The sequence below is a fragment of the Mesorhizobium sp. NFR06 genome (genome assembly GCF_900115245.1).
Taxonomy (GTDB): domain Bacteria; phylum Pseudomonadota; class Alphaproteobacteria; order Rhizobiales; family Rhizobiaceae; genus Mesorhizobium.
This window is the reverse complement of record NZ_FOVT01000007.1, coordinates 93,661-115,665: the sequence shown is the minus strand read 5'-3', so window position 1 is coordinate 115,665 and position 22,005 is coordinate 93,661. Positions and strand designations below refer to the sequence as shown.

The following is a 22,005-nucleotide window of genomic DNA, read 5'->3' as shown; positions in this document are numbered from 1 at the left end:
TGGGTTGCAGCTGCAAGTTGATCATAAGATCCGGGGACAACGGGGATCGCGCGTGAAATCGGTGAGAGGGTTGAAGTCGGCTGCCGCCGCGGCGCTCGTGTTGACGCTTGGCGGCTGTGCGGCCCTGGGCGGCAAGCCGGCGCCGCTCGACACGTTTGAATTGTCCGCGCCGTCGGTCGACGTCCGCGCCCATAGCCGCCGCCAGATCCTGATCGCCCAGCCGTCGGCGCTCAAGGCGCTGGACAGCCAGAACATCGTCATCAGGCCGTCCGACCAATCGATCCAGTTCCTCAAGGGCGCGCAATGGGCCGACCGCCTGCCGCTGATCGTGCAGGCCAGGCTCGCCGAGACCTTCCAGCGTTCCGGCAGCTTCGCCGGCGTCGGCAAGCCGGGCGAGGGGCTGGCGATCGACTACCAGGTCATCGTCGAGGTGCGCTCCTTCGAGGTGCGTGTCGATGGCGGCGAGCATGCCGATATCGATCTGTTCGTGCGCATCCTGAACGACCGCAATGGCGAGGTGCGCGCCTCGAAGAACTTCACCGCGAGCGCGCCGGTCTCGGGCCGCGGCAACGCCGGCTATGTCGCCGCGCTGGACAACGCCTTCGGGCAGGCGGCGAAGGACATCGTCCGCTGGACGGATTCGGTGATCTGAGCGGTTCGATCCGGGTGGCTGGCGCGTCGCTCATGGAGCGGAAAGCATGAAGCGTCGGTGCCGCCCCTCATTGTCCTGCCGGGCATTTCTCCCCGTAAAGTGACGGGGAGAACGGGCTTGTCGCTGCCGGGCATCCTTCCTGCGACGTACGAGATTGGCGAAACCGTTGGCGGGAGCGTCCCTCTCCACGTCGCTATACGGGGAAAGGATGCCGGCAGACAGGTGAGGGGCAGCGCAAACGTCGGGAAAGAAGAACGGGGCGGCGGTGAAACACCAACTCGGCAGGCATGAAAAAGGCGGGAACATGTCCCGCCTTTTCTATTGCTGGCTGACGCCCGCTCAGTGCAGGCGGCCGCTGGCGTGGGCCAGCATGGTGTAGACCTTGCCGGTGTCGGACGTCAGATAGGTCTGCGCCATGATGTTGTCGCGGTCGTTGCGCGAGACATCCTTGAGCAGCTTCTCGAAATCCTCGCAGTAGCGGTCGACGGCGGCGCGGAACTCGGCCTCGGCCTGATACTTGCGGCGGATCTCGTCGAAGGTCTGCTGACCCTTCAGCGTGTAGAGGCGCCGCGTGAACACGTCGCGTTCGCCGCGCCTGTAGCGGTTCCAGAGCTCGATCGAGGCATCGTGGTCGATGGCGCGGGCAATGTCGACGGAGAGCGAGTTGAGCGATTCCATCACATGCAGCGGGGAACGCTCGGCAGGCGTCGCGCGGGGCGCTTCGGCCGGTGCTGCCGGCCGCAGCTCTTCCTCACGCGAGGCGTTGGTGAGCAGGTCGCGCACCCAGCCGCCCTGCGCCGTCTTGCCGTTCGGGTCGCGGCGCGGCGCTTCGGCCGGGCGTTCAAGGTCGAGGGTGCCGCGCAGCGCTGTCTCGGCGAGCGGAGCCTGCGGCGCACGGGGCACCGGTTGTGGCTGAGGCTGCGGTGCCGGCGGACGGCGCAGCGGCGGCTCGGCGGCGCGGGCCGGCGCCTGCTGGGCAGGGCGCAGACCGCGCGGCTCGCCGGTTTCGCTGCTGCCGCTGCGGCCGGATTTCGCAACGATATCCGACAGTTCCTTGAGCGCATTGATCTGCTCGGATACGGCGCGGCGAATGGCCGAGGTCGATTCCTTGGCCTCTTCCGGCATCTCGATAACGCCCTTCTTCAGCTCGGCGCGGGTCAGGTCGAGCTCGCTCTTGATCGAGCCCGCGGTGCGCCGCATCTCTTCAGTCGCGTCGGCGAAGCGGCGCGTCGCCGAATCGACGACCTCGGCGATCGCGGTGCGGATCCTCTCGGCCGATTCCATCGTCCGGCCCTCGGCGGTCTGCATCGTCTGGCCAACCAGGTTCTCGAAGGAACGCATCACCTTCTCGAGGTCTTCCGACTTCTTGACCAGGCCGACGGCGAGGTCTTCCAGCGAGGACTGGCGCTCCAGCGTGTGCTCGAGGTTGCTCTGGGCCGAGCTGAGCAGATTCGAGGCGCTGGTGAGCAGCCGGCTATGTTCGTCGAATTTGGTCGCGATCGAGGCTACCTCGCGCAGTGTTGCGGAGGACAGGTCGGTGAGCCGCGTCGTGTTGGAATCGACCAGGCGCGCCGAACTTGCGAAGGTCTGAGCGGCCTTCTCCGTGGTGCTGGCGAAACTCTGTGTGCTGCCGGCCAGCCGCTCCTCGACATGGCCGAGGTTGACGGCGGCCTGCTCGATGAGCTGGCCGAGTTGTGCGCTGGAGGTCGTCATGCGGCCGATGAGATCGGCAACGCTGTCGGCAAGCGACGAGCGCGCGCCTTCGACGGCGGAAAGCGTCTCGGCGGTGCGGCCGGCCAGCGCGTTGACGAGGGCCGCGTTTTCGCTGCGCAGCTTCTCGGTTGCCCGCTCGGTGACCTCTTCCATGCTGCGTTGCAACTCGGAGCCGCCCTGGGCGAAGCGTTCGACCAGCGGCCTCGCCGTCTCGTCGAGAATCTTCGCCATTTCGGCCGAACGCGTGGCCAGCATGGTGTTGAGCTCGCGCGTGTTCGAGCCGATGGTCTTTGCCGCCTCGTTGGTGCTTTGGCCGATATGCTGGCCGACCGCCGTGAAGGTCTCGGCGATGACGTTGGCGCGCGATATCAGCTGGGCCTCGGCGCTTGAGACCTGCTCGTTGAGCTTCTGGCCCATCGTTTCGGCGCTGTAGGAGAGGCGGTTCTCGACATTCGCCACCTGTTCCTCGACGCGGGCCGCGGCAGCGGCCGCGCTAGACGCCAGCCGCTCGTCGGCGCCGGCCAGCGCCTGCTCGATTTCGCGGGCGTGCACGGCGAGCTCCTGGCCGGTCTGGCGGGCGCGGTCGGCGACGCGCTGCTCGGTGGCGGCGAAGGCGCCGACGATCGTGTCGGCATGTTCGCCGATGGTCGATGTGCTGCTGGCAATGCGCGACACCAGGCGGCTGTCGGCGTCGTCGAAGATCCGGGCAATTTCGGACGCCCGCGACGACAACGCTTCCGAACCCTCGGCAATGCGCGAGACCAGATGCTGGTCGGCGGCATCGAAGACGCGGCCGAGATCGGACGCGCGTGCGGCCAGCGCTTCGGCCGATTCGCTGATACGCATCGAGAGCCGTTCGTCCGCGCCCTCGAAGTTGCGCAGGATGTCGCCGGCGCGCGAGGCGAGCGACTGAGCCGTTTCGACGGCGCGGGCAACCAGCTTTTGGTCTGCGGCGTCGAAGGTGGTGGCGATCTCGCCGGCGCGCGCGGCCAGCTTGTCGGCGGTTTCCTCGGCGCGGGCCATGAGCGTGTTCGACGCGTCGTCGGCGCGAGCCATCAGCATGTTGGACGTATCCTGGGCACGCTCGTGCAGGCGGCGGTCCGCTGCCTCGAAGGCCTGGGCGATATCCTCGGCTCTGGCAAGCAGGGCGGCGGAGGTCTGCTCGGCGCGTTCGGCGATCTTGCGATCGGCGTCGCTGAAAGCGGCTCCGGCTTGCTCGTGCAGAGCGCCGGTGACTTCCATGACCTTGTCGCGCAGCGCGCCTGCCACGAAGACCGCGGTCTTTTCCAGCACGCCGCGAACATTGTCGACACCGGTCGACAGCGCGCGCTCCATGGTGCCGGCGCGCTCCTCGATGATGCCGGTCTGCCGGCTGAAGGCCTGCTCGATCTTCTCGACGTCGGCGGCAATCGCGGCCGAGATGTCGCTGCTCCTGGCGGCGATCTGGTCGATATGCCCGGAAACCGAACGATCGATCTCCTTGCGCGCGTCGGCGAGCTTGACGAGGTCGTCTTCCAGCGCCCTGGCAAGAATATTGCGGCCTTCGGACAGTTTGCCGACATGGCCGGCGATGACGCCATCGATCTGCGAGCGGCTTTCGGTCAGCTTCTGAAGATCTGCCTCAAGAGCGCGCGTGAGGATGTCCCTGCCTTCGGCGAGCTTCTCGACCTGGCCGGCGACGAGGCCATCGATCGAAGCACGGCTTTCGGTCAGCTTCTCAAGATCTGCCTCAAGAGCGCGCGTGAGGATGTCCCTGCCTTCCGCGAGCTTATCGACTTGGCCGGCGACGAGGCCATCGATCGAGGCACGGCTTTCGGCGAGCTTGGCAAGGTCGGCTTCCAGCGCGCGCTTGAGGATGTCGCGCCCTTCCGCGAGCTTCTCGACCTGACCGGACACCAGGCCGTCAATGCCGGCGCGGCTTTCGGCGAGCTTGGCGAGGTCGTCTTCGAGCGCTTTGGACAGCGTCGCGCGGCTCTGTGACAGTTGGTCGGCGTGGGTCTCCATGAGACCGCTGGCATTGGCCATATCGGCCTGGAGCGCACGCGAAAGCTCGGCTCGGTGGCCGGTTATCTTCTGCGAATGATCGACGATCGCGCCCTGGATGGTGTTGAGGTCGGCTTCCAGCGCACGCTTGAGGATATCGCGACCCTCGGCGAGCTTCTCGACCTGGCCGGCGACCAGCCCGTCTATGCTGGAACGGCTCTCCGCCAGCTTGGCGAGATCGTCTTCCAGTGACTGCGATAGCACCGAACGGTCCTGGACGAGCCGGTTCTGGTGATCGGCGATGGCGCCGCTGACGGCCTGCAGGTCGGCGTCGAGAGCTTTCGACAGTTGCGAACGATCCTCCAGCACCTTGTCGGAATGTCCCGCAATGGCACCCTTGATGGTGTTGAGATCGGCCTCCAGGGCGCGCTTGAGGATATCGCGGCCCTCGGCGAGCTTCTCGACCTGGCCGGCAACCAGGCCGTCGATCGAGGCGCGGCTTTCGGCCAGCTTGGCGAGGTCGGCTTCCAGCGTCTGCGACAGCAGGCTGCGGTCTTCGGCGAGCTTGCCGGCGTGGCTGTCGATCAGGTTCCTGATGCCGATGATATCTGTTTCAAGCGCCTTGGCGAGCACGGCGCGGCCCTCGGCGATCTTCTCGACCTGACCAGCGACGAGGCCGTCGACGGAGGCGCGGCTGTCGGCCAGCTTGCCGAGATCGGCTTCCAGCGCGCGGGCCAGAATGTTGCGGCCTTCGGCCAACTTTCCGACATGGCCGGCGACCATTTCATCAATCATTGTACGGGCTTGAACGAGCCTGCCGGAGTCTTCGTTCAACGCCTGGGCAAGGCGGTTGCGGCCTTCCTCGAGCTGCTCCAGATGGCTGCCAAGCGAAGCGTCGATGGCTGCGCGCGACTCGTTCACCTTGCGCAGGTCTTCTTCCAGCGCGCGCGAGATCAGGCCGCGGCCTTCCGCCAGCTTCTGCACCTGGTTGGTGACGGCGGCATCGATTGCCTCGCGGCCCTCGGCGAATTTCGCCAGGTCCTCCTGCATGGCGGCGGCCATGCGCTCGCTGCTCTCGGAAAGCTTGCGGCTGTGGTTTTCGACGGCTTCCTCGATGCCGAGGCGGGCGTCGGCAAGCCGCTGGATGTCGGAATCGAAGGAGCGCGAAACCACGTGCCGGGCCGCTTCCATGCGGCCGGCGAAGTCAGAGGCACGGGCTTCGAGCATGGAAGATGTCGACGAGATGATGTCCGCCATATCGGCGCCGATCTGCGTCTTGCCTTGGTCGATCATCGAGGACAGCTGGTCCTTGCTCTCGGCGAAGGTGTGGGCAATCTCGCGGGCGCGCTCGACCAGCGTCTCGTTGATCTGGCGGGCGCGCGCCTCGAGTGCGGCATTGAGCTTCTGCGTGCCGGTGTCGAGCGCCTCGGCGCGGGTCTGGAATTCGCTGATCAGCGCCTGACCGCGTTCGGCCAGCGTCCGCTCGATGCCGCTGAGGCTCGTCTCGAATTCGGAACTCAAGGTGCGCGCCGCGCCGCCGAGCAGCGAGACCATGCCATTGGTGCGGTCGTCGAGCAGGTCGGTCAGCGAGCGGGTCAGGCCGTCGGTGGTGTCGGTCAGCTTGGCGATACGGGTGTCGAGCAGGCTGGCGAAAGCCTCACCGGAGGTCGAAAGCCGGTCGGTGATGTTGTCCAGGCGCGATTCGACCGAATCGAAGATCGACGTCGAGCTTTCATTGATGCGATCGATCAGCGTGTCGCCGGAATTGTTGATCGTCATCGACAGCTTAGTCGACGCGTTGAGGATGGAGTCGCGGATGATGTCGCTGGCCGCGCCAATCTCGTCGCGCAGCGTCTCGTGGGCGCTCGCGATGGAGGCGCGCACGCGCTCGGCATGCGTGACGACGGCCTCGCGCTCGCTGCCGAGACCGTCGACCAGCGAACGGATGCGGGCCTCGTTTTCGGAATAAGAGCGTTCGAGCTGGTTGACTTCGCCGTGGACGAGCGTTTCGAGCTCGACCGCGCGAGCCAAGGTGCGCTCGATGCCTTCGCCCATGGCCGCGACCTCGCGGCGAACGGCCTGGCCGATCATCATGACGCGGTCCTGCGCGAGGTTTTCGGGCTCGGCCAGGCGGAAGGCCACCTCGGTCATCGATTGCGCGGCGATGCGCATTTCCTGGGCGCGCCGGATCATGGCGGCGAACGCCCAGAACAGGATGACCGGGACGATCGCGGCAACCGCCAGGCCGATCAGTTCGGGACGGGCAAAGAACTGGTCGAAGGTGCGGATCTTCCAGATGCCCGGGCCGAACAAGAGGTTGGCCAGGCCGCCGGCGCCGGCGATCCAGGCCAGCGAGATAAAGGCGATCACCCAGTAAACGGTGCTCGACGCACGCCGGTTGAGGCTGTGCAGCAGCGTCTTGTAATCCTTCTGGCGGTCGTCATTGGCGGGCGTGAAGCCGTTGGGGGGCGTAAGGCCCGACGGCTGCTGGGCATTGCGCGATTCGAAGGGACGCAACTCGGCAGGCTTGGCCGCGGACGCGTTGGCGGGCTGGGGGGTGTTTGCCGGCTCTATCCTGTGGCCGCGACCCTCGCGCGCGAGTTCGTCGGCTGCCGCCGAAATCTGCGCTTCGAGATCCTCCATCGACGCCGCCATGTCGAGACCGCCGTCGCCGCTGTTAAGGTCAAGGTCAAGCGCCTTTTCCAGTTCAGCAGCTACGTCATTTTCGAGAGACTTCGTCGTGGTTGGTTTCTTAGCCATGCCTTCGCTACCCTGTACTAGCTGCCGCGGGACTTATGATTTTGGCCTGATTCTGGCTTGTCGATCCCGCGCAGGAGGCTGAAAAATGGACCTTCGTATCGTAATGACACACTGGGGTAAAGAAAACATGCATTCCGGGCGATACGTAAAACTTTAAATATAAGGTTAACGCAAGCGTGATCCGGACGCCTCCGTGACAACATTTTTCCCCTGCAACCGTTAACCCGTTGGCGACTGGAATCGCCTATTTTCATGGGCTCGTCTGCCCGCTTGATGGAGTTGCAGTGCGTATGCGTGGCGAAAGTGGCATTGCGTTTTCGATGCCGGGGGGCGACGCCTCCGGAACGGCCGGGGCCCGCCCCGTGGATCTCGCCCATCTGGCGCGCCAGACAATGGGCGACCGCGAACTCGAACGGGAAGTGCTGGCCCTTTTCGTCAACCAGTCGCTGTCCGTTCGCGACCAGATCGTCGACGCCGACACCGGGCAACGAGTTCTTCTGGCCCATGGTCTCAAGGGGTCGGCGCGAGGCATCGGCGCCTTCGCTGTCGCCGATTGCGCCGGGTTCATCGAGCAGCAGCCGGAAGACATGCGGGCTCTCAAGAAGCTCGGTACGCTGATCGAGGAAGTGCGCGACTTCATCGCCGGCATCAGCCGTTAGCGTTACCTTCTGAAAAACGTCATTTCGTGGCGCTTTCGCGCCGCAGTTGACTTGTCCGGTGAAGTGATTATCTCCGCTGCGACTCCTCAGGTGACTTAATGACCAAGCTGACTTACATCGCCCATGACGGGACCCGATTTGACGTGGACGCCGAGAACGGCTCGACGGTCATGGAAAACGCGATCCGCAATGCGGTGCCCGGCATCGAAGCCGAATGCGGCGGCGCCTGCGCCTGCGCGACCTGCCATGTCTATGTCGACGAGGCCTGGACGGCCGAAGTCGGCGAGCCGGAGGCGATGGAAGAGGACATGCTGGACTTCGCCTACGAGGTCCGGCCGAATTCGCGCCTCTCCTGCCAGATCAAGGTGCGCGACGCACTCGACGGCCTGATCGTCCGCGTCCCCGAACGCCAAGGCTAGAACGCCTGTCGTTTTTCGCAAACGGCCAACCGCTATACCTCGCGGGTTTGTCGCTATTCCGGACGGAAGCGCCACGGCGAAGTCGCCGGGCCTAAACGCTTCGCGCTTATCCTGGAGTTGCTTCCACTCCGGCTGCCCTTCTTCGATTTTGGGGGTGGGCGCTTGGCAGCAGGCCAATGCTCATGCAGTGTCGCGTCATTTCCGGACGAGGCGCCCGCATGACCGATACCATCAAGACAGACGTTCTCATTGTCGGGGCAGGGCCGGTCGGCTTGTTCGCGGTGTTCGAACTCGGCCTGCTCGATTTGAAATGCCACCTCGTCGACATTCTCGACCGCCCCGGCGGGCAATGCGCCGAACTCTATCCGGAAAAGCCGATCTACGACATTCCCGGCTGGCCGATGATCACGGCGCAGGGCCTCGTCGACAAGCTCATGGAGCAGATCCACCCGTTCAATCCGGACTTCACCTTCAACCGCATGGTTTCGAGCCTTGAAAAGCTCGAGGACGGCAGCTTTCGCGTCACGACCGACGAAGGCGAGGTGTTAGAGGCCAAGGTGGTGGTAATCGCCGCCGGCGGCGGTTCGTTCCAGCCCAAGCGCCCGCCCATTCCGGGCATCGAGGCCTATGAAGGCAAGAGCGTCTTTTATTCCGTCAGGCGCATGGAGGAATTCCGCGGCCACGACCTCGTCATCGTCGGCGGGGGCGATTCGGCGCTCGACTGGACGCTCAACCTGCAGCCGGTCGCCAAAAGCGTGACGCTGGTCCATCGCCGCCCGGAATTCCGGGCCGCGCCCGACAGCGTCAACAAGATGTATGCCATGCAGGAGATGAAGCAGCTCGAATTCGTGGTCGGCCAGGTCAGCGGTCTTGCCGGCGCCGACGGCCAGTTGTCATCGGCGACCATCAAGGGCGGCCCGGACGGCGACGTCGAGGTGCCGTGCAGCCGCATGCTGCCGTTCTTCGGCCTCACCATGAAGCTCGGGCCGATCGCCGAATGGGGCCTCAACCTGCACGAAAACCTGATTCCGGTGGATACCGAGAAGTTTCAGACATCGATCCCGGGCATCTTTGCCATCGGCGACATCAACTGGTATCCCGGGAAGCTCAAGCTGATCCTGTCGGGTTTCCACGAAGTGGCTCTGATGGCGCAGGCCGCCAAGCGCATCGTCAGCCCGGGCGAGCGCATCGTTTTCCAGTACACCACCTCGTCGACCAGCCTGCAGAAAAAGCTAGGCGTTCACGATTAATACACGCCGGCTTGGCAGAAAGATGCATTAAAACAAAGACTTGAAACGCGTCGCCTGATCCGGTTCGACGCGACGCGCTTGACGGCGTCATTCCGCCAGCACCGGTGCGGCGTGCTCATCACGGCCGCGCAACGGCTTTTCCGGCATCAATGCCAGCGTAGCCAGCGCCAGGACAAGCGTGATGCCTGCGGTGATGAAGATCATCACGAACGGCATTGCCGATGTCAGCTGGACATGTGTCTGCGAGCCTTCGGTGGCGATGGGCAGGCCAAAGCCAAGCGCGACGGCGCCAAGCATGGCCACACCCAGCGCGCCGCCCAGCGTGCGCAGGAAGGTCAGAACGCCGGTCGCCACGCCGAGATGCGCGCGGTCGACCGCGTTCTGGACCGAGACGGTGCTGACCGGAAAAGTCGTGCCGCTGCCCAGGCCGATCAGCGTCGTCAGGATTTCGACTTCGAGCAGCGAAGCGTTTCCGGCAATGGCGCTGAGCACGGCTAGGCAGACGATTGCCAGACCGACGCCGATCATGGCGATGCGCTTGTAATGGACGAAGCGCGGAATCATGCGCCCGCTGAAGGTGGCGCCGGCAACCGTGCCGAGCAGGAGGCCCAGCATAGCCGTGCCGGATTCGCTGACCGAAAGCCCGACGATCGATTGCAGGTAGATCGGCAGATAGACCGAGGCGCCGATATTCGCCGCCTGCAGCAGGAACATCGACAGCGTGCCGGCGAGAACGATCGGGTTGCTCAGCACCTCGAGCGAGATCAAAGGCTCGGCCGCCTTCAGCAGCCTCAGCGCGAACAAGGCCCAGAACACGGCCGAACAGGCGACCAGCCCAAGGATTTCACGGGAGAACCAGGGATAGGTGCTGCCGCCCCAGCTGAGCGCCAGAAGCAGCAGCGTGGTGGCCACGACCAGGAGCACGGCACCCAACCCGTCGATGCGGTGGTGCTTGGCCGCGATCGGCAGCTTCCTCAGCGGGTTGTTGATGATGGCCATGGCCAGGAAGCCGATCGGCAGGTTGATCCAGAAGATCAGCGACCAGTGTAGGTGTTCGGCAAAGACGCCGCCAAGCAGCGGGCCGGCGACGCTGGCGACCGCCCAGGTGCCGGAAATCCAGGCCGCGTAGCGGGCGCGCTCGCGCGGCGGCACAAGATCGCCGATGACGGTCTGGGCCAGCGCGAAGAGACCGCCGCCGCCGGCGCCCTGGATGGCGCGACCGATGACCAGCACCAGCATGTTGGGAGCGAGCGCGCTGACCAGCGACCCGAGCAGAAAGACGAGGATGGCGCCGTAAATGACGGGACGGCGTCCATAGACGTCGGAAATCTTGCCGTAGAGCGGCGCCATCGCGGTCGCGGTCAAAAGATAGCCGGTGACGATCCAAGGCAGATACTCGGCATGGCCGAGGGCGCGCGCGATCGTCGGCAGGGCGGGGGCGACGATGGTTTGATCAAGGGCCGCCAGCAGCATCGACAACAGCACGCCGCCGATGATGGCATTCTTCTCGCTCTCGCTCATCGGCGGCGCGGCTTTCGGCGCCATCGCCTGTTTCTCGACGGTCTGGTCCATGCGTCATTCTTTCAAAGGCTGATGCTCAGTGCGCCAAAACACACTCCAGCCGGCCCGTAGCGCGTCCGGGCGCCTGTCATCACTTTCGCGATTCGGGGCTCGGGGTGTTTCGAACCCGCTATATGTCGTTCGATATAGGCGGATTTCGACCGCTGCTCGAAAGTTTTTCCGGTCTGGCACCATGCTTGGGCGAAATTGGCCTTCGGCGCGGCCAGCCGCAGGTCAGGGCGGCGGCAGCTGGCCGGCTTGGACGCGCTGCATCCGGTATCGCATCAGCCGAAGGATACGGCTTTCGAAATTGACGCCCTCGACGCGGTCGAAGCGCACCTGGTCCTGATCGTGCATGGCGAGCTCAGCGGCCTGGATCGCGGCGGCCTTGGCCTTTGCCTGCTCGCACGTCTTTTGCGGCGGGGCCGCCTTCAGGGCATCCTCGAGCAATCGGGCATGGTTCTTGGCGATCTCGACATGGCGTTCCTCGTGCCGCTTGATGTCGGCCGAGAGCGTGTCCCAGAAAAGCCTGACATCGGCATCGGACTTGCGCGGGCGCCGCCACTCGGGGAGGATCACCTTGACCTTGACGGTGACGGCCGCGTCGGCAATGCGGCAGGACCCGGCGCTCTGCGCGTAGCTGATGCGGGTGGTAAAGGCCATCTTCGTGGCGCCTGGGTGGCGGGAGCCGGTGCTCTTCACCTCCGGGCCGTTTTTCGACAGCTGGTTTTGAATATCGCCGAGCGTGCGACCGCCGACGCTGAAATAGCTGTAGGTCTTCACCAGATTTGCCGCGCCCGCCGGCAGGGTGGCGAACGTGAGCATCAGGGCGCAGAGCAGGGTTTGCTTCATCATGTTGCCTCTTCACGCACCTTGCTTTAGGGCCGTTGCCGGCGCAACGGAATTGATTTCGCCCGGATCACACATGGTTGATGGACAATGACGACAAGGCGATGGCAGCTGGCGCATGGGCGCTCTCTCGACCTCGGTCAGAAAGCGGTCGTCGTCGGCATCCTCAACGTGACGCCCGACAGTTTCTCGGACGGCGGCCTCTTCATCGAGCCTGACAAGGCGGTCGAACAAGCGCGCCGCATGGTGGAAGAGGGCGCCGCCGTCATCGATGTCGGTGGGGAATCGACGCGGCCTGGTTTTGCCCCGATCACCGCCGAAGAAGAACAGGCGCGCGTGCTGCCGGTCATTGCGGCGCTCGCCGCTTCCGGCGAGGCGCTGATTTCGGTCGACACCTATCGCGAGGATACCGCGTGGCGCGCCGTCGCTGCCGGCGCGCATATCGTCAACGATGTCTGGGGCTTGCAGCGCGAGCCCGGCATCGCGCGCGTCGCAGCCGAGACCGGCGCCGGACTCATCATCATGCATACCGGGCGCGAACGGCAGAAACTGCCAGATGTGATCGAGGACCAGTTCCTGTTCCTGCGCAAATCGCTCGAGATCGCGCGCGCCAGCGGCGTTGCGGCCGGCCAGATCGTGCTCGACCCGGGTTTCGGCTTCGCCAAGGAAACGGCAGAGGAAAATCTCGATCTGATGGCCCGGTTCTCCGAGCTTCAGGCGCTTGGCTTTCCGCTGATGGCGGGGACGTCGCGAAAGCGTTTCATCGGCGGCGTCACGGGACGCGAACCTGCTGAGCGCGGGGTCGGCACAGCGGCCACCAGCGTCATCCTGCGGCTCAAGGGGGCCGATCTTTTTCGCGTCCACGATGTCGCAATCAACGTGGATGCGCTGGCGGTGACCGATGCTATGCTTGCGCGCGAAACCGAGCTTCCTCCCGGACACTGATCATGTACGTCATTCGCATGAAGAACTGTGCCTTTTTCGCCCGCCACGGCGTGCTGGACGAGGAGGAGACGCTTGGCCAGCGTTTCTATGTGGATGCCGAGTTGACCGTCGAGCCCAGCCGGCCGCTGGCGGAGGATTCCATCGAGGACACCGTCAATTACGGCCTCGCCTTCGCGGTTATCGAGAAGATCGTGACTGGACATCGCCGCTTCCTGATCGAGGCGCTGGCGCTGGAGGTGGCGAAGGCGCTGACCGAACGATTTTCGCAAATCAGGAAGGCCGAGATCACGGTGCGCAAACCGAACGCCCCGGTGCCCGGCGTGCTCGATCATGTCGAGGTGACCGTTGTCTGGCCAGAATAGCGCTGTCTATCTCAGTCTCGGCGGCAATCTCGGCGACCCGGCAAAGTCGATGGGCGCGGCATTGCGCATACTGGATGGCGACGACGCAACGCGCGTCACCGCCGTCTCGTCGCTCTACCGCACGCCGCCCTGGGGCAAGCTTGACCAACCCGATTTCCTCAATGCCGCCGCCGCGATCGAGACGTCGCGCTCGCCGCGTGCGCTGCTCGACCTTTGCCTCGACGTCGAGCGGCGGTTGAAGCGCGTGCGCGAGGAGCGCTGGGGCCCGCGCCTGATCGATATAGACATTCTGGTGTTCGGCGACCGGGTGATCCATGAGACCGGGCTCGAAGTGCCGCATCCGCGCATGCTGGAACGAGCCTTCGTGCTGGCGCCCCTGGCCGAGATCGCGCCAGGGCTTTCGGTCGGCGGCAGGAGCGTGTCGGAGCGGCTCGGCGCTGTCGACACGTCCGGGATCGAGCGGCTGCCTTCGGGCCGGGAGTGGTGGTTGGCTTAACGTCGCCTAATTCTCGACAACGAAAGTGCCGTCGGCGTCTTGGTAGACGAACAATTCGACGGCATCGTACTTTTGGCGGTCAGTCGATATCGCCAGGAAACCATGCTCGCCCAAATGCAAGATGACCTCTTGTTTGGTTGATGTAACGCGCTCGATTCCTGCCGCTGTATCGCTCATGCGCAGCGACACCTCCGTATGAACAACGAGCCCTGTCCCGTCGGTGAAAAGAACGCTGATTCCAAACCCCGGTTCGTTCCTTTCGACAGAGCGGATTGACTTGCCAATCATTCGCGCTTCGAAGCTTTTCACAACACGGTTCCCAATCTATGGTTGGCCGGATCAGCCGGAGAAACCACCGCCGTCCAGGAAGGCCTGCTCTTCGGCGGTGGTCGCGCGGCCAAGCATCCGGTTACGATGGGGGAAGCGTCCGAAGCGCTCGATGATCGCCAAATGCTCTTTGGCGTATTTGAGATAGTCCGGCGCTCGCGCGGCGGTGAGCTCCACGGACCGCTGCTGGTCCGCAATCAACTCCGAATGCTCGAAGGGCAAATAGAGGAAAACGCGCAGGCTCTCGTCGAGCACCAGGTCATGCCCAGCCGCGATTGCCTTGTCGGCGAAATACCGGGCCAGAGGATCGGTCGCGTACATGTGGCCGGTGCCGCGGAAGCAGTTGCGCGGGAACTGATCGAGCAGGATCATCAGCGCCAGCGATCCTTCGGGATGCGCGTTCCACTCGTCGCATTCGCGCCGCGCGGCTGCATAATGCAGCTCGAGAAAGCGGCTGCGGAAATCCGCATCGAAGGCGTCGTTCTTCTCGAACCATGCATCCTCGCCGGCATCGCGCCAGAATTTGGTGACGGAAAGCGCTCGCCCATCGAGTTCTGCCATGCGTTGCCCCTCAGTTCTTGGTCTCTGCGCTGTTCAGCACGACGGCGGTCTCCTCGTTCAACGCCCGGCCGGCGCGACGCGGCTGGGTCAGCGGCGTCGGGATCGGCGTGCCGATATTGCCCTTGAGGAAACGCTGGCCGGCGCGCACGCCCTCGGCCAATTGCGTCTCAAAGCGCGCTTCGTCGCGACGGCGGACGTCTTCGATGACCTCGGCCACTTCTTCCGGATCGACGCCAAGCGCCTCCAGCGCGGAGCCGCCGAAGACCAGCGCCGATTCGAAGGTTTCGCGCAGCTGATAGTCGACGCCGGCGCGCACAAGCCGCAGCGCCGTGCCGCGGTCGAAGGCGCGCGCCAGGATGGTGACCAGCGGGAATTCGGCCTTGAGCAACTGCGCGATGCGCACGGCGGCGTCGGGCTTGTCGACGCAGATCAGCACCGCTCGGGCCCGCCCGGCGCCGGCCGCATGCAGGATGTCCAGCCGGGTGCCGTCGCCGTAATAGACCTTGAAGCCGAAATCGGCCGCCGCCTGGATCATCTCCACCTCGTTGTCGATGATCGAGACGTCCATGCCGCGCAGCAAAAGCGGCTGGCTGGCGATCTGGCCGAAGCGGCCGAAGCCGATGATCAACACATTGCCGGTGAGGCCGTCGGCGATGTCGACGCCGTCGAGGGACTGCTCGTCGCGCGGGGTCAGGTAACGCAGCGCCACGATCGCCAAGGGCGTCAGCACCATGGAGATGATGATGATGGCGGTCAGCGTTGCGTTGGCCTGGCCATCAATGATGCCGACCGCGGCGGCGGAGGAATAGAGCACGAAGGCGAACTCGCCGCCCTGCGCCATGAAGACGGCGCGTTCGAGCGCCTCGCGGTGACCGCTCTTGAGAATACGCGCGACGATGTAGATGCCGAGCGCCTTCATCGCCATGTAGGCGACGACATAGATGGCGACCAGCCGCCAGTTCTGGGCAACGACGCCAAGGTCGAGCGACATGCCGACGGCGAGGAAGAACAGGCCGAGCAGGATGCCGCGGAACGGCTCGATATCGGCTTCGAGCTGATGGCGGAAGGTCGATTCCGACAGAAGCACGCCGGCGAGGAAGGCACCCATCGCCATCGACAGGCCGGAGAGCTGCATGGCCAGGGCCGATCCCAGCACCACCAGCAGCGCCGCGGCGGTCATGACTTCGCGGGCGCGGGCGTCCGCCAGGATGCGGAAGAGCGGATTGAGCAGGTAGCGGCCGGCCACGACCAGCCCGACGATCGCGGCAATGCCGATACCGACTTCGCTCAGCCGTTCCGAGAGGCTAGTCTCGGCGCCGCCGGGCGCGAGAAACGCGACCAGCGCCAGCAGCGGCACGATCATCAGGTCTTCGAGCAGCAAGATGGAGACGATGCGCTGGCCTTTTGGCGTGGCGATCTCGCCGCGCTCTTCCAGCAACTGCATGACGATCGCCGTCGAAGTCAGCACGAAGCCGGCGCCGGCAACGAAGGATTGCGCGATAGGAAAGCCTCCGGCCAGTCCGACCAGGGTCAAAAGCACGGCACAGACGCCGGCCTGGAGGGCGCCCAGGCCGAAAATTTCGCGACGCAGCCCCCAGAGCCGCGACGGCTGCATTTCCAGGCCGATGATGAACAGGAACATGACGACGCCGAGTTCGGCGACGTGGAGGATGGATTCCGATTCGGAAAAGATGCGCAGGCCGAACGGGCCGATGACCACGCCGGCGGCGAGGTAGCCGAGGATCGAGCCGAGCCCCATGCGCTTGAAGATCGGAACGGCGACGACGCCCGCGGCGAGCAGCGCCACCACCTGAACCAGATCGCTGCTCGACGCTTCAGCTGCCATGCCTCTTGTCCCTGTGTCTCGCAGCACTCCTTGCATGCACTGGGAGCGAGAGGCAAGGGCGGAGGGCCTGCCAGGAAGGCTGGGGTGCCGTTGAAGCGGCCTTCGCTTGCCTGCCGGACGTTCGGCATCTATATCAACCGAATGCCTGACTATTCGTCCCGATCGTCCTCGGCGCCACATATCCCGATGGATGCGCTCAGCGAAGTCCTGCAAGACTTTCGCTTGAGTGGCGTCAACTATGGCCGCTGTGAACTCCGACATCCATGGAGCATCGCCTTTCCGCAACAACCGCTGCTTCGCTTTCACTTTGTCGGCCAAGGTCCATGCTGGATTTATACCGAAGCGGAGGGCTGGCAGGAGTTGCGCGATGGCGATCTGGCGCTGCTGCCGCAAGGCATTGGCCATCGGCTGGCCAGTGCGCCGGACGTTGTTGGCGACTCGCTCGAGGGTTGCCAGGTGACCAAGTTGGGGAGCAATGTCTGCGAAGTGGTGCGGGAAGGGACGGGGGCGACAAGCACTCTTTTCTGCGGCTCCATGGCCTTGGGCGCTTGTGCGCTTAACCCATTGATCACGTTGATGCCGCCTATCATCAAAGGGTGCGACGTAGCTGGCAATGACCCGGTAGTTGGTCCTTTGCTGGCGGCTATGACGGCGGAGGCCGCGCAACCGCAGATGGGCAGCGCCACCATCTTGTCGCGTATGGCGGACTTGCTGACAGCCCGGCTCATCCGCTGCTGGGTCAATTGCACTGGAGCCTCGACCACCGGTTGGCTCGCCGCTATCCGCGACCCCCATATCGGCCGCGCGCTGGCAGCCATGCACCGAGACCCCGGCCATAACTGGACCTTGGAAAGCCTTGCCGCCCTGGCAGGCCAATCGCGCTCGATTTTCGCCGAGCGCTTCAGCGCTGTATTGGGGGAAGGCGCGGCCCGCTATCTCGCCCGTTTGCGTATGCAGCTTGCCCGCGAGTTGTTGGGGCAAAACGGCTTGTCGGTTGCCGAGGTCGCCACCCGATTGGGCTACGATTCCGAAGCATCTTTCGCGCGTGCGTTCAAGCGCATCACCAATGTCTCGCCGGGCGTTGTGCGTCGCTCAATTTCCGGACGAATGGACATGGATTTCGGATTTTAGGATACATATCATCCGGAAGGACTCGTCTATGAATATCTCCAATCCTTGGAGATCATTCAGTGACAGACACAACATTACAGCTTGAAGACGCGACGATAGATGCCGGTGCGCCAGCCGCGTGGAGCGCGGCCACCTGGTTCGCGGTCATTTCATTGGCGGCTACCAGCTTTGCTCTGGTGTCAGCGGAATTCCTGCCGGCAGGTCTGCTGACGCCAATGGCGCGCGACCTCGGCATCAGCGAGGGAACGGCCGGACAGGTCGTCACCGCCACCGCTTCCATCGGCGCCGTGACGGCCATGTTGAGCAATGTTCTCATCGGCCGATTGAACCGCAAGACGGTGATGGTTGGCCTCTGCGCCTTGGCGGTCGGTTCCAATATTCTTGCAGCGCTGGCCCCCAATTTCTGGCTGTTGCTGTTAGGCAGGGCCGGGCTCGGAATCTCTATCAGCGCCTTCTGGGCACTTTCGGTTGCCGTCGTGGCCAGGCTGGTGGGCGCCAATGCGACAGGTCGAGGCATGGGTATCGTCACCCTCGGCGTCTCGCTTGCTACCATCGCCGCACCGTCGATGGGCGCGTTGATCAGCGACTGGCTGGGATGGCGCAGTGCCATGGCCATGACAGCGGGACTGGCTGTGGTTGCCATGCTGCTGCAGTTGCTGAGCCTGCCGACCTTGCCTGCAACAGCCAGCAATAGTCTTGCGGACGTATTTCGGCTGACACGGCGGCGCGGCATTCAACTCGGCATGCTTGCCATTCTTTTGCTGATGACGGGGCATTTCGCCGGCTCTGTCTATGTGCGCCCCTTCCTCGAACACGTGACGCTCCTTGCAACCGGGCCGATTGCGCTGGCTTTGCTCGGATTTGGCATCGCCGCCGTGATCGGCAACGTTGCCGGCGGCCGCATGGCCGACGCCAATATCCGCTTCGCTCTGGTGGTTACTGCAGCGTTGATGGCGTTCGCGGGGTTGGCATTGGTGCTTTGGGGCGTGCACATCGGCGCCGCCTTCGGCTTCGTCACGCTTTGGGGCCTGGCCTTCGGCATGGGGCCGGTGGTGCTGCCGACCAATCTGTCCCGTGCGGCACCTGATGCGCTGGAAGCAGCTGGCAGCCTGATGGTCGTCTCTTTCCAGGTGGCCATCACCACCGGCGCGGTTGTCGGCGGCTATGTCGTGGACACCTATGGCGCCACGGGGCCTTTGACCCTCACCGCCGTCCTTGCCGTAGCGACCGTGGTGCTGGCTCTGCTGCAGCCTCGCGGGTGAACTTTGCTCCAGCTGATACAGGCGGGCTGAATCCGGAACGCCGCGATATTGCCACTCCGTTACACAAGTTTACGCGGCCCGGTTGTTGCGTGCCGATACAATCAGCGGTTATGGCACGTTCGGCTTCGGCCATCGGAGGCAGCGGCGATGGGCGGCTGCCTTTTTTGAGGAGATGATTGATATGAAGAAGTTTTTGCTCGTTGCCGTGGGTGTTGCGGCGCTGGCTGGTTCCGCGTGCTCCAAGGGACCTGAATGCACGCAGGAAATCGCCGCCAAGAAGGCACAGGACATGGCCGCCGCGCTGCAGGCGGCGATCACCAAGGATCCGAGCAAGGCGGCCGACCTGACCGCCAAGGTGCAGGCCGTGACGACGAAGTATCAGGGCGCGACCACGCTCGACGAAGCCTGCAAGGCCTATGACGAGCTGACCGCCACCATCAAGGGTTGAGCGCAGCCGTCGACAAATGCGAAGGCGGTGGCCGGACGGCCGCCGCCTTTTTGTTTGTGCGTCGCTTGGGTCAGCGCAATTTGCCGAGATGCCCTAAGCGATGGCCATTGCCCGCTTATGGTCGGCGATCTCGGCGAGCAGCCAATCCTGGAACAGGCCGGTGCCCGGCTTGTTTCCGATGCTTCGGCGCTGATGCAGGTAGATGCCGGCCGGATAGGTGTGGCGGGCGCTGAAGGGGGCGACGAGCTTGCCTTGCTGCAGAAGGTCTTGCGCCATGATCGTGTCGGCGAGCGCGATGCCGGCGCCGTTCATCGCCTCGCGCATGATCAAGGTGCAGTCATCGAGGGTCGTGCTGGATTTCGGCGTGGTGTCCAGGACGCCTTCCTGCTCCAGCCACCGCTTCCAGCGCATGGTCTCGCATTCGTGGATCAGGTGATGATTGACGAGATCGGCTGGCGTTCTGAGCGGTACCGGCCCCTCCAGCAGCGAAGGCGCGCAGACCGGCGTCAGAACCAATGGGACCAGCAGCGTCAAGGCCGGGCCGGCCTTGTAGACGAACTCGTCGACAATGGCCAAATCGAAATTGGCCCGCTTGCCGGACGTCGAGATCTCCAGGTCCACGGACGGGTGCAGCTTGCGGAAATTCGGCAACCGGTCCGCCAGCCAAAGGTTCAAGACCACCGGCACGCAGAGAACCCTGACACGCTGGGTCCTGCCGTGACCCGGGCCGTGGGCGAAGCTGACGTCGTCGGTGGCGCGCCAGATGGCCTCGAATGCCTCCGAGAGAGAGCGCGCGTAATACGAGCCCCTGGTGGTCGGGGTGATCTGGCGAAAGCCGCGCTCGAACAGGTCCTGTCCCAGGTTTCTTTCCAGTGCACGGATGTGGCGGCTGATGGCCGAGGGCGTCAGGTGCAGCTCTTCCGCCGCATCCTTGATGCTGCCGAGGCGCGCGGCGGCCTCGAAAGCGCGCATGCCATTGAGTGAGGGCAGGGCCATTGGCCAATCATGAATTGTCAGTTGAGTTTTTGTCAATCGACTTGGGCAAAATTGGCGTTTGATCGCCTGGCCGGTTCGGGGATACCCAAAAGACAAGAGCGACTAAGTCGCCTTAAGAAAACGCCTATTTGGGAACCTCGGTATCATTCCACCAAGGGCGGCGACCGGTTTGGCCGGCTCGCACCAGTGGAGAGCGGAGCTTTGCGCGTGACGCGAGCGGCCGGTCGCGCCGGAGTTGCCCGCAAAGGGAGAACGCCTGCCAATGCCTCAATCGCCAGTGCCTGTCTTCGAAGCGACGGACGAGATTTCCGCGGAGGCCTCTGTCGTCGTGATCTTGAGAACGGCCCAAACGGGCTTTGGTCCTCGGGCGGCGGCACTGGACGCTGAAATGGGCGGAATTCTGTCCCGTGCCTGTTCCGATCCTGCCGCGTTAGCCGAATCCGGCACCTGCATCGACGTGATCGCTCCGCAATCGGTATTGGCCCGGCGCGTGATCGTTCTGGCCTTGGGCAAAGCAGAGGCCTTGGACGCACTCTCGCTGGCGCGCGCCGGCGGTTTGCTTGCCGCGCATCTGGAAGGCAAATGCGAATGCGCGGCCACGCTTGTGCTTGACGCCATTCCCGGCGTCGACCTGCCGGCAGCGGAAATGCTGGCGCGGGTCGCGCTCGGCATGCGGCTGCGGCGCTATCGCTTCGACATGCGCAACCGGCGGCAAGGGGCTGGGGCGGATAGAACCCTGCGGGTGCAATTGATCGGCGCGGCCGGCCCGGACGTCAACGCGGCGCTGGCGCGGACCAACGCCATAGCGGACGGTGTCGAATATGCGCGCACGCTGGTCAACCTGCCGCCGAACCATCTCCACCCCGACAATTTCCATGATCATCTGGAGCCGCTGCGCGAGGCCGGCATCGATGTCGAGATCCTCGACACGGCGCGGCTGAAGGAACTCGGCATGAACGCGATCCTGGCCGTCGGGTCAGGTTCGTCGCGACCGCCGCGCGTCGCGGTCCTGCGCTACCGCGGCAAGGGTGCTCCCGCACAGCCATTGGCCTTCGTCGGCAAAGGCGTCTGCTTCGATTCAGGCGGCCTGTGCATTAAGCGTGGCGAGCAGATGTTCGACATGAAGGCCGACATGGGGGGCGCCGCCGCCGTGGTCGGCCTGTTGATCGCGCTGGCCCGGCAAGGCAGCCCGGTGCATGCCATCGGCGTTCTCGGCATTGCCGAGAACCTGCCGTCCGGCACTGCGGTCAAGCCGCGCGACATCATCACGACGGCGTCGGGGCAGACCGTCGAGGTGTTCGACACGGACGCGGAAGGGCGGCTCATTCTGGCCGATTGCCTCTATTATGCCGCTTCGCGCTTCAACCCGTCGGTGATCGTCGATCTGGCAACGCTGACCTATTCGGTGATGCGCGGCCTAGGCTCGGTATTCGCCGGTCTTTTCAGCACCGACGACACGATCGCCTCACGCATGATCGCGGCCGGGGAGAAGGTCGGCGAGCGGTTCTGGCAGTTGCCGCTCGACCGGGCCTATGACAAGGGACTGCAATCGCCCTTCGCCGATATCCGGCATCACGCCAAGGACATGGAAGACGGCGACGCGCCCTATGCCGCGGCCTTCCTGCGCAATTTCACGGAAGACCGTCCCTGGGTGCATCTCGACATTGCCGGCAAGGAGCTGGCCGACAAGGATCAGCCGCTAGGCCGAGAGGGCGCTACGGCTTTCGGTGTGCAGATGCTGGAAGAGTGGTTGCATTCCGGCCGGGCGGCGAACTAGGCGACAACA

The 22,005-nt window shown here is 64.4% G+C and carries 18 protein-coding genes; 11 read left to right on the top strand and 7 right to left on the bottom strand.

Going from position 1 to position 22,005, the window contains the following annotated elements; translation table 11 throughout:
- Positions 1-52: 52 nt before the first annotated feature.
- A complete protein-coding gene (locus F3H96_RS14875) occupies positions 53-652 on the top strand; it encodes an ABC-type transport auxiliary lipoprotein family protein (RefSeq protein WP_244620017.1) in 600 nt (199 codons plus the stop codon).
- Positions 653-991: 339 nt separating this feature from the next.
- On the opposite strand, the gene F3H96_RS14865 is transcribed toward F3H96_RS14875, so the two are convergent.
- The gene (locus F3H96_RS14865) at positions 992-7,108 is read right to left on the bottom strand and encodes a kinesin (RefSeq protein ID WP_149802487.1); all 6,117 of its coding nucleotides are present in this window, start codon (positions 7,106-7,108) and stop codon (positions 992-994) included.
- A gap of 290 nt (positions 7,109-7,398) precedes the next feature.
- On the opposite strand from F3H96_RS14865, the gene F3H96_RS14860 reads away from it, so the two are divergent.
- The 3 genes from F3H96_RS14860 (at position 7,399) to F3H96_RS14850 (ending at position 9,436) form a co-directional block, all read left to right on the top strand.
- Positions 7,399-7,767: an Hpt domain-containing protein gene (locus F3H96_RS14860; protein WP_149802486.1), complete on the top strand. Its 369-nt coding sequence runs from the start codon at positions 7,399-7,401 to the stop codon at positions 7,765-7,767.
- A gap of 98 nt (positions 7,768-7,865) precedes the next feature.
- Positions 7,866-8,186 (top strand): 2Fe-2S iron-sulfur cluster-binding protein, encoded by a 321-nt coding sequence (locus F3H96_RS14855; RefSeq protein WP_149802485.1) that lies wholly within the window; start codon positions 7,866-7,868, stop codon positions 8,184-8,186.
- A gap of 218 nt (positions 8,187-8,404) precedes the next feature.
- On the top strand, positions 8,405-9,436 hold the full coding sequence (locus F3H96_RS14850; protein WP_149802484.1) for an NAD(P)/FAD-dependent oxidoreductase: 1,032 nt from the start codon (positions 8,405-8,407) through the stop codon (positions 9,434-9,436).
- 87 nt (positions 9,437-9,523) lie between these two features.
- On the opposite strand, the gene F3H96_RS14845 is transcribed toward F3H96_RS14850, so the two are convergent.
- Together F3H96_RS14845 and F3H96_RS14840 are read right to left on the bottom strand one after the other, a co-directional pair.
- On the bottom strand, positions 9,524-11,008 hold the full coding sequence (locus F3H96_RS14845; protein ID WP_149802483.1) for an MDR family MFS transporter: 1,485 nt from the start codon (positions 11,006-11,008) through the stop codon (positions 9,524-9,526).
- 222 nt (positions 11,009-11,230) lie between these two features.
- On the bottom strand, positions 11,231-11,851 hold the full coding sequence (locus F3H96_RS14840) for a DUF922 domain-containing protein (RefSeq protein ID WP_149802482.1): 621 nt from the start codon (positions 11,849-11,851) through the stop codon (positions 11,231-11,233).
- An 84-nt stretch (positions 11,852-11,935) separates the two neighbouring features.
- Here F3H96_RS14840 and folP point away from each other — a divergent pair, with 84 nt between their 5' ends.
- From folP to folK, 3 genes are read left to right on the top strand one after another with little or no spacing between them, the layout of a single operon-like run.
- Positions 11,936-12,790: a dihydropteroate synthase gene (gene folP, locus F3H96_RS14835; RefSeq protein ID WP_149802481.1), complete on the top strand. Its 855-nt coding sequence runs from the start codon at positions 11,936-11,938 to the stop codon at positions 12,788-12,790.
- A 2-nt stretch (positions 12,791-12,792) separates the two neighbouring features.
- A complete protein-coding gene (gene folB / locus F3H96_RS14830) occupies positions 12,793-13,152 on the top strand; it encodes a dihydroneopterin aldolase (protein WP_149802480.1) in 360 nt (119 codons plus the stop codon).
- On the top strand, positions 13,136-13,648 hold the full coding sequence (gene folK / locus F3H96_RS14825; protein ID WP_149802479.1) for a 2-amino-4-hydroxy-6-hydroxymethyldihydropteridine diphosphokinase: 513 nt from the start codon (positions 13,136-13,138) through the stop codon (positions 13,646-13,648). The genes folB and folK overlap by 17 nt, the downstream gene beginning before the upstream one ends.
- 6 nt (positions 13,649-13,654) lie before the next feature.
- Here the strand turns inward: folK and F3H96_RS14820 are convergent, their stop codons facing one another.
- The 3 genes from F3H96_RS14820 to F3H96_RS14810 are packed head-to-tail and all read right to left on the bottom strand — an operon-like array spanning position 13,655 to position 16,382.
- The gene (locus tag F3H96_RS14820; protein WP_149802478.1) at positions 13,655-13,957 is read right to left on the bottom strand and encodes a hypothetical protein; all 303 of its coding nucleotides are present in this window, start codon (positions 13,955-13,957) and stop codon (positions 13,655-13,657) included.
- A gap of 30 nt (positions 13,958-13,987) precedes the next feature.
- Complete coding sequence (locus F3H96_RS14815; RefSeq protein ID WP_149802477.1) at positions 13,988-14,536, bottom strand: DUF924 family protein; 549 nt, start codon at positions 14,534-14,536, stop codon at positions 13,988-13,990.
- A gap of 10 nt (positions 14,537-14,546) precedes the next feature.
- The gene (locus F3H96_RS14810) at positions 14,547-16,382 is read right to left on the bottom strand and encodes a monovalent cation:proton antiporter-2 (CPA2) family protein (protein ID WP_149802476.1); all 1,836 of its coding nucleotides are present in this window, start codon (positions 16,380-16,382) and stop codon (positions 14,547-14,549) included.
- 141 nt (positions 16,383-16,523) lie between these two features.
- Between F3H96_RS14810 and F3H96_RS14805 the strand changes: the two genes are divergently transcribed.
- The 3 genes from F3H96_RS14805 to F3H96_RS14795 all read left to right on the top strand — a co-directional run bounded on the left by F3H96_RS14805 (position 16,524) and on the right by F3H96_RS14795 (position 19,223).
- Positions 16,524-17,513, top strand: a complete 990-nt coding sequence (locus F3H96_RS14805; RefSeq protein WP_188131413.1) for an AraC family transcriptional regulator — start codon at positions 16,524-16,526, stop codon at positions 17,511-17,513.
- A gap of 59 nt (positions 17,514-17,572) precedes the next feature.
- On the top strand, positions 17,573-18,775 hold the full coding sequence (locus F3H96_RS14800) for an MFS transporter (RefSeq protein WP_149802474.1): 1,203 nt from the start codon (positions 17,573-17,575) through the stop codon (positions 18,773-18,775).
- A gap of 181 nt (positions 18,776-18,956) precedes the next feature.
- The gene (locus F3H96_RS14795; RefSeq protein ID WP_140672770.1) at positions 18,957-19,223 is read left to right on the top strand and encodes a hypothetical protein; all 267 of its coding nucleotides are present in this window, start codon (positions 18,957-18,959) and stop codon (positions 19,221-19,223) included.
- 93 nt (positions 19,224-19,316) lie between these two features.
- On the opposite strand, the gene F3H96_RS14790 is transcribed toward F3H96_RS14795, so the two are convergent.
- A complete protein-coding gene (locus F3H96_RS14790; RefSeq protein WP_149802473.1) occupies positions 19,317-20,219 on the bottom strand; it encodes a LysR family transcriptional regulator in 903 nt (300 codons plus the stop codon).
- A gap of 262 nt (positions 20,220-20,481) precedes the next feature.
- Between F3H96_RS14790 and F3H96_RS14785 the strand changes: the two genes are divergently transcribed.
- A complete protein-coding gene (locus F3H96_RS14785) occupies positions 20,482-21,996 on the top strand; it encodes a leucyl aminopeptidase (RefSeq protein WP_149802472.1) in 1,515 nt (504 codons plus the stop codon).
- Positions 21,997-22,005 lie beyond the last annotated feature (9 nt).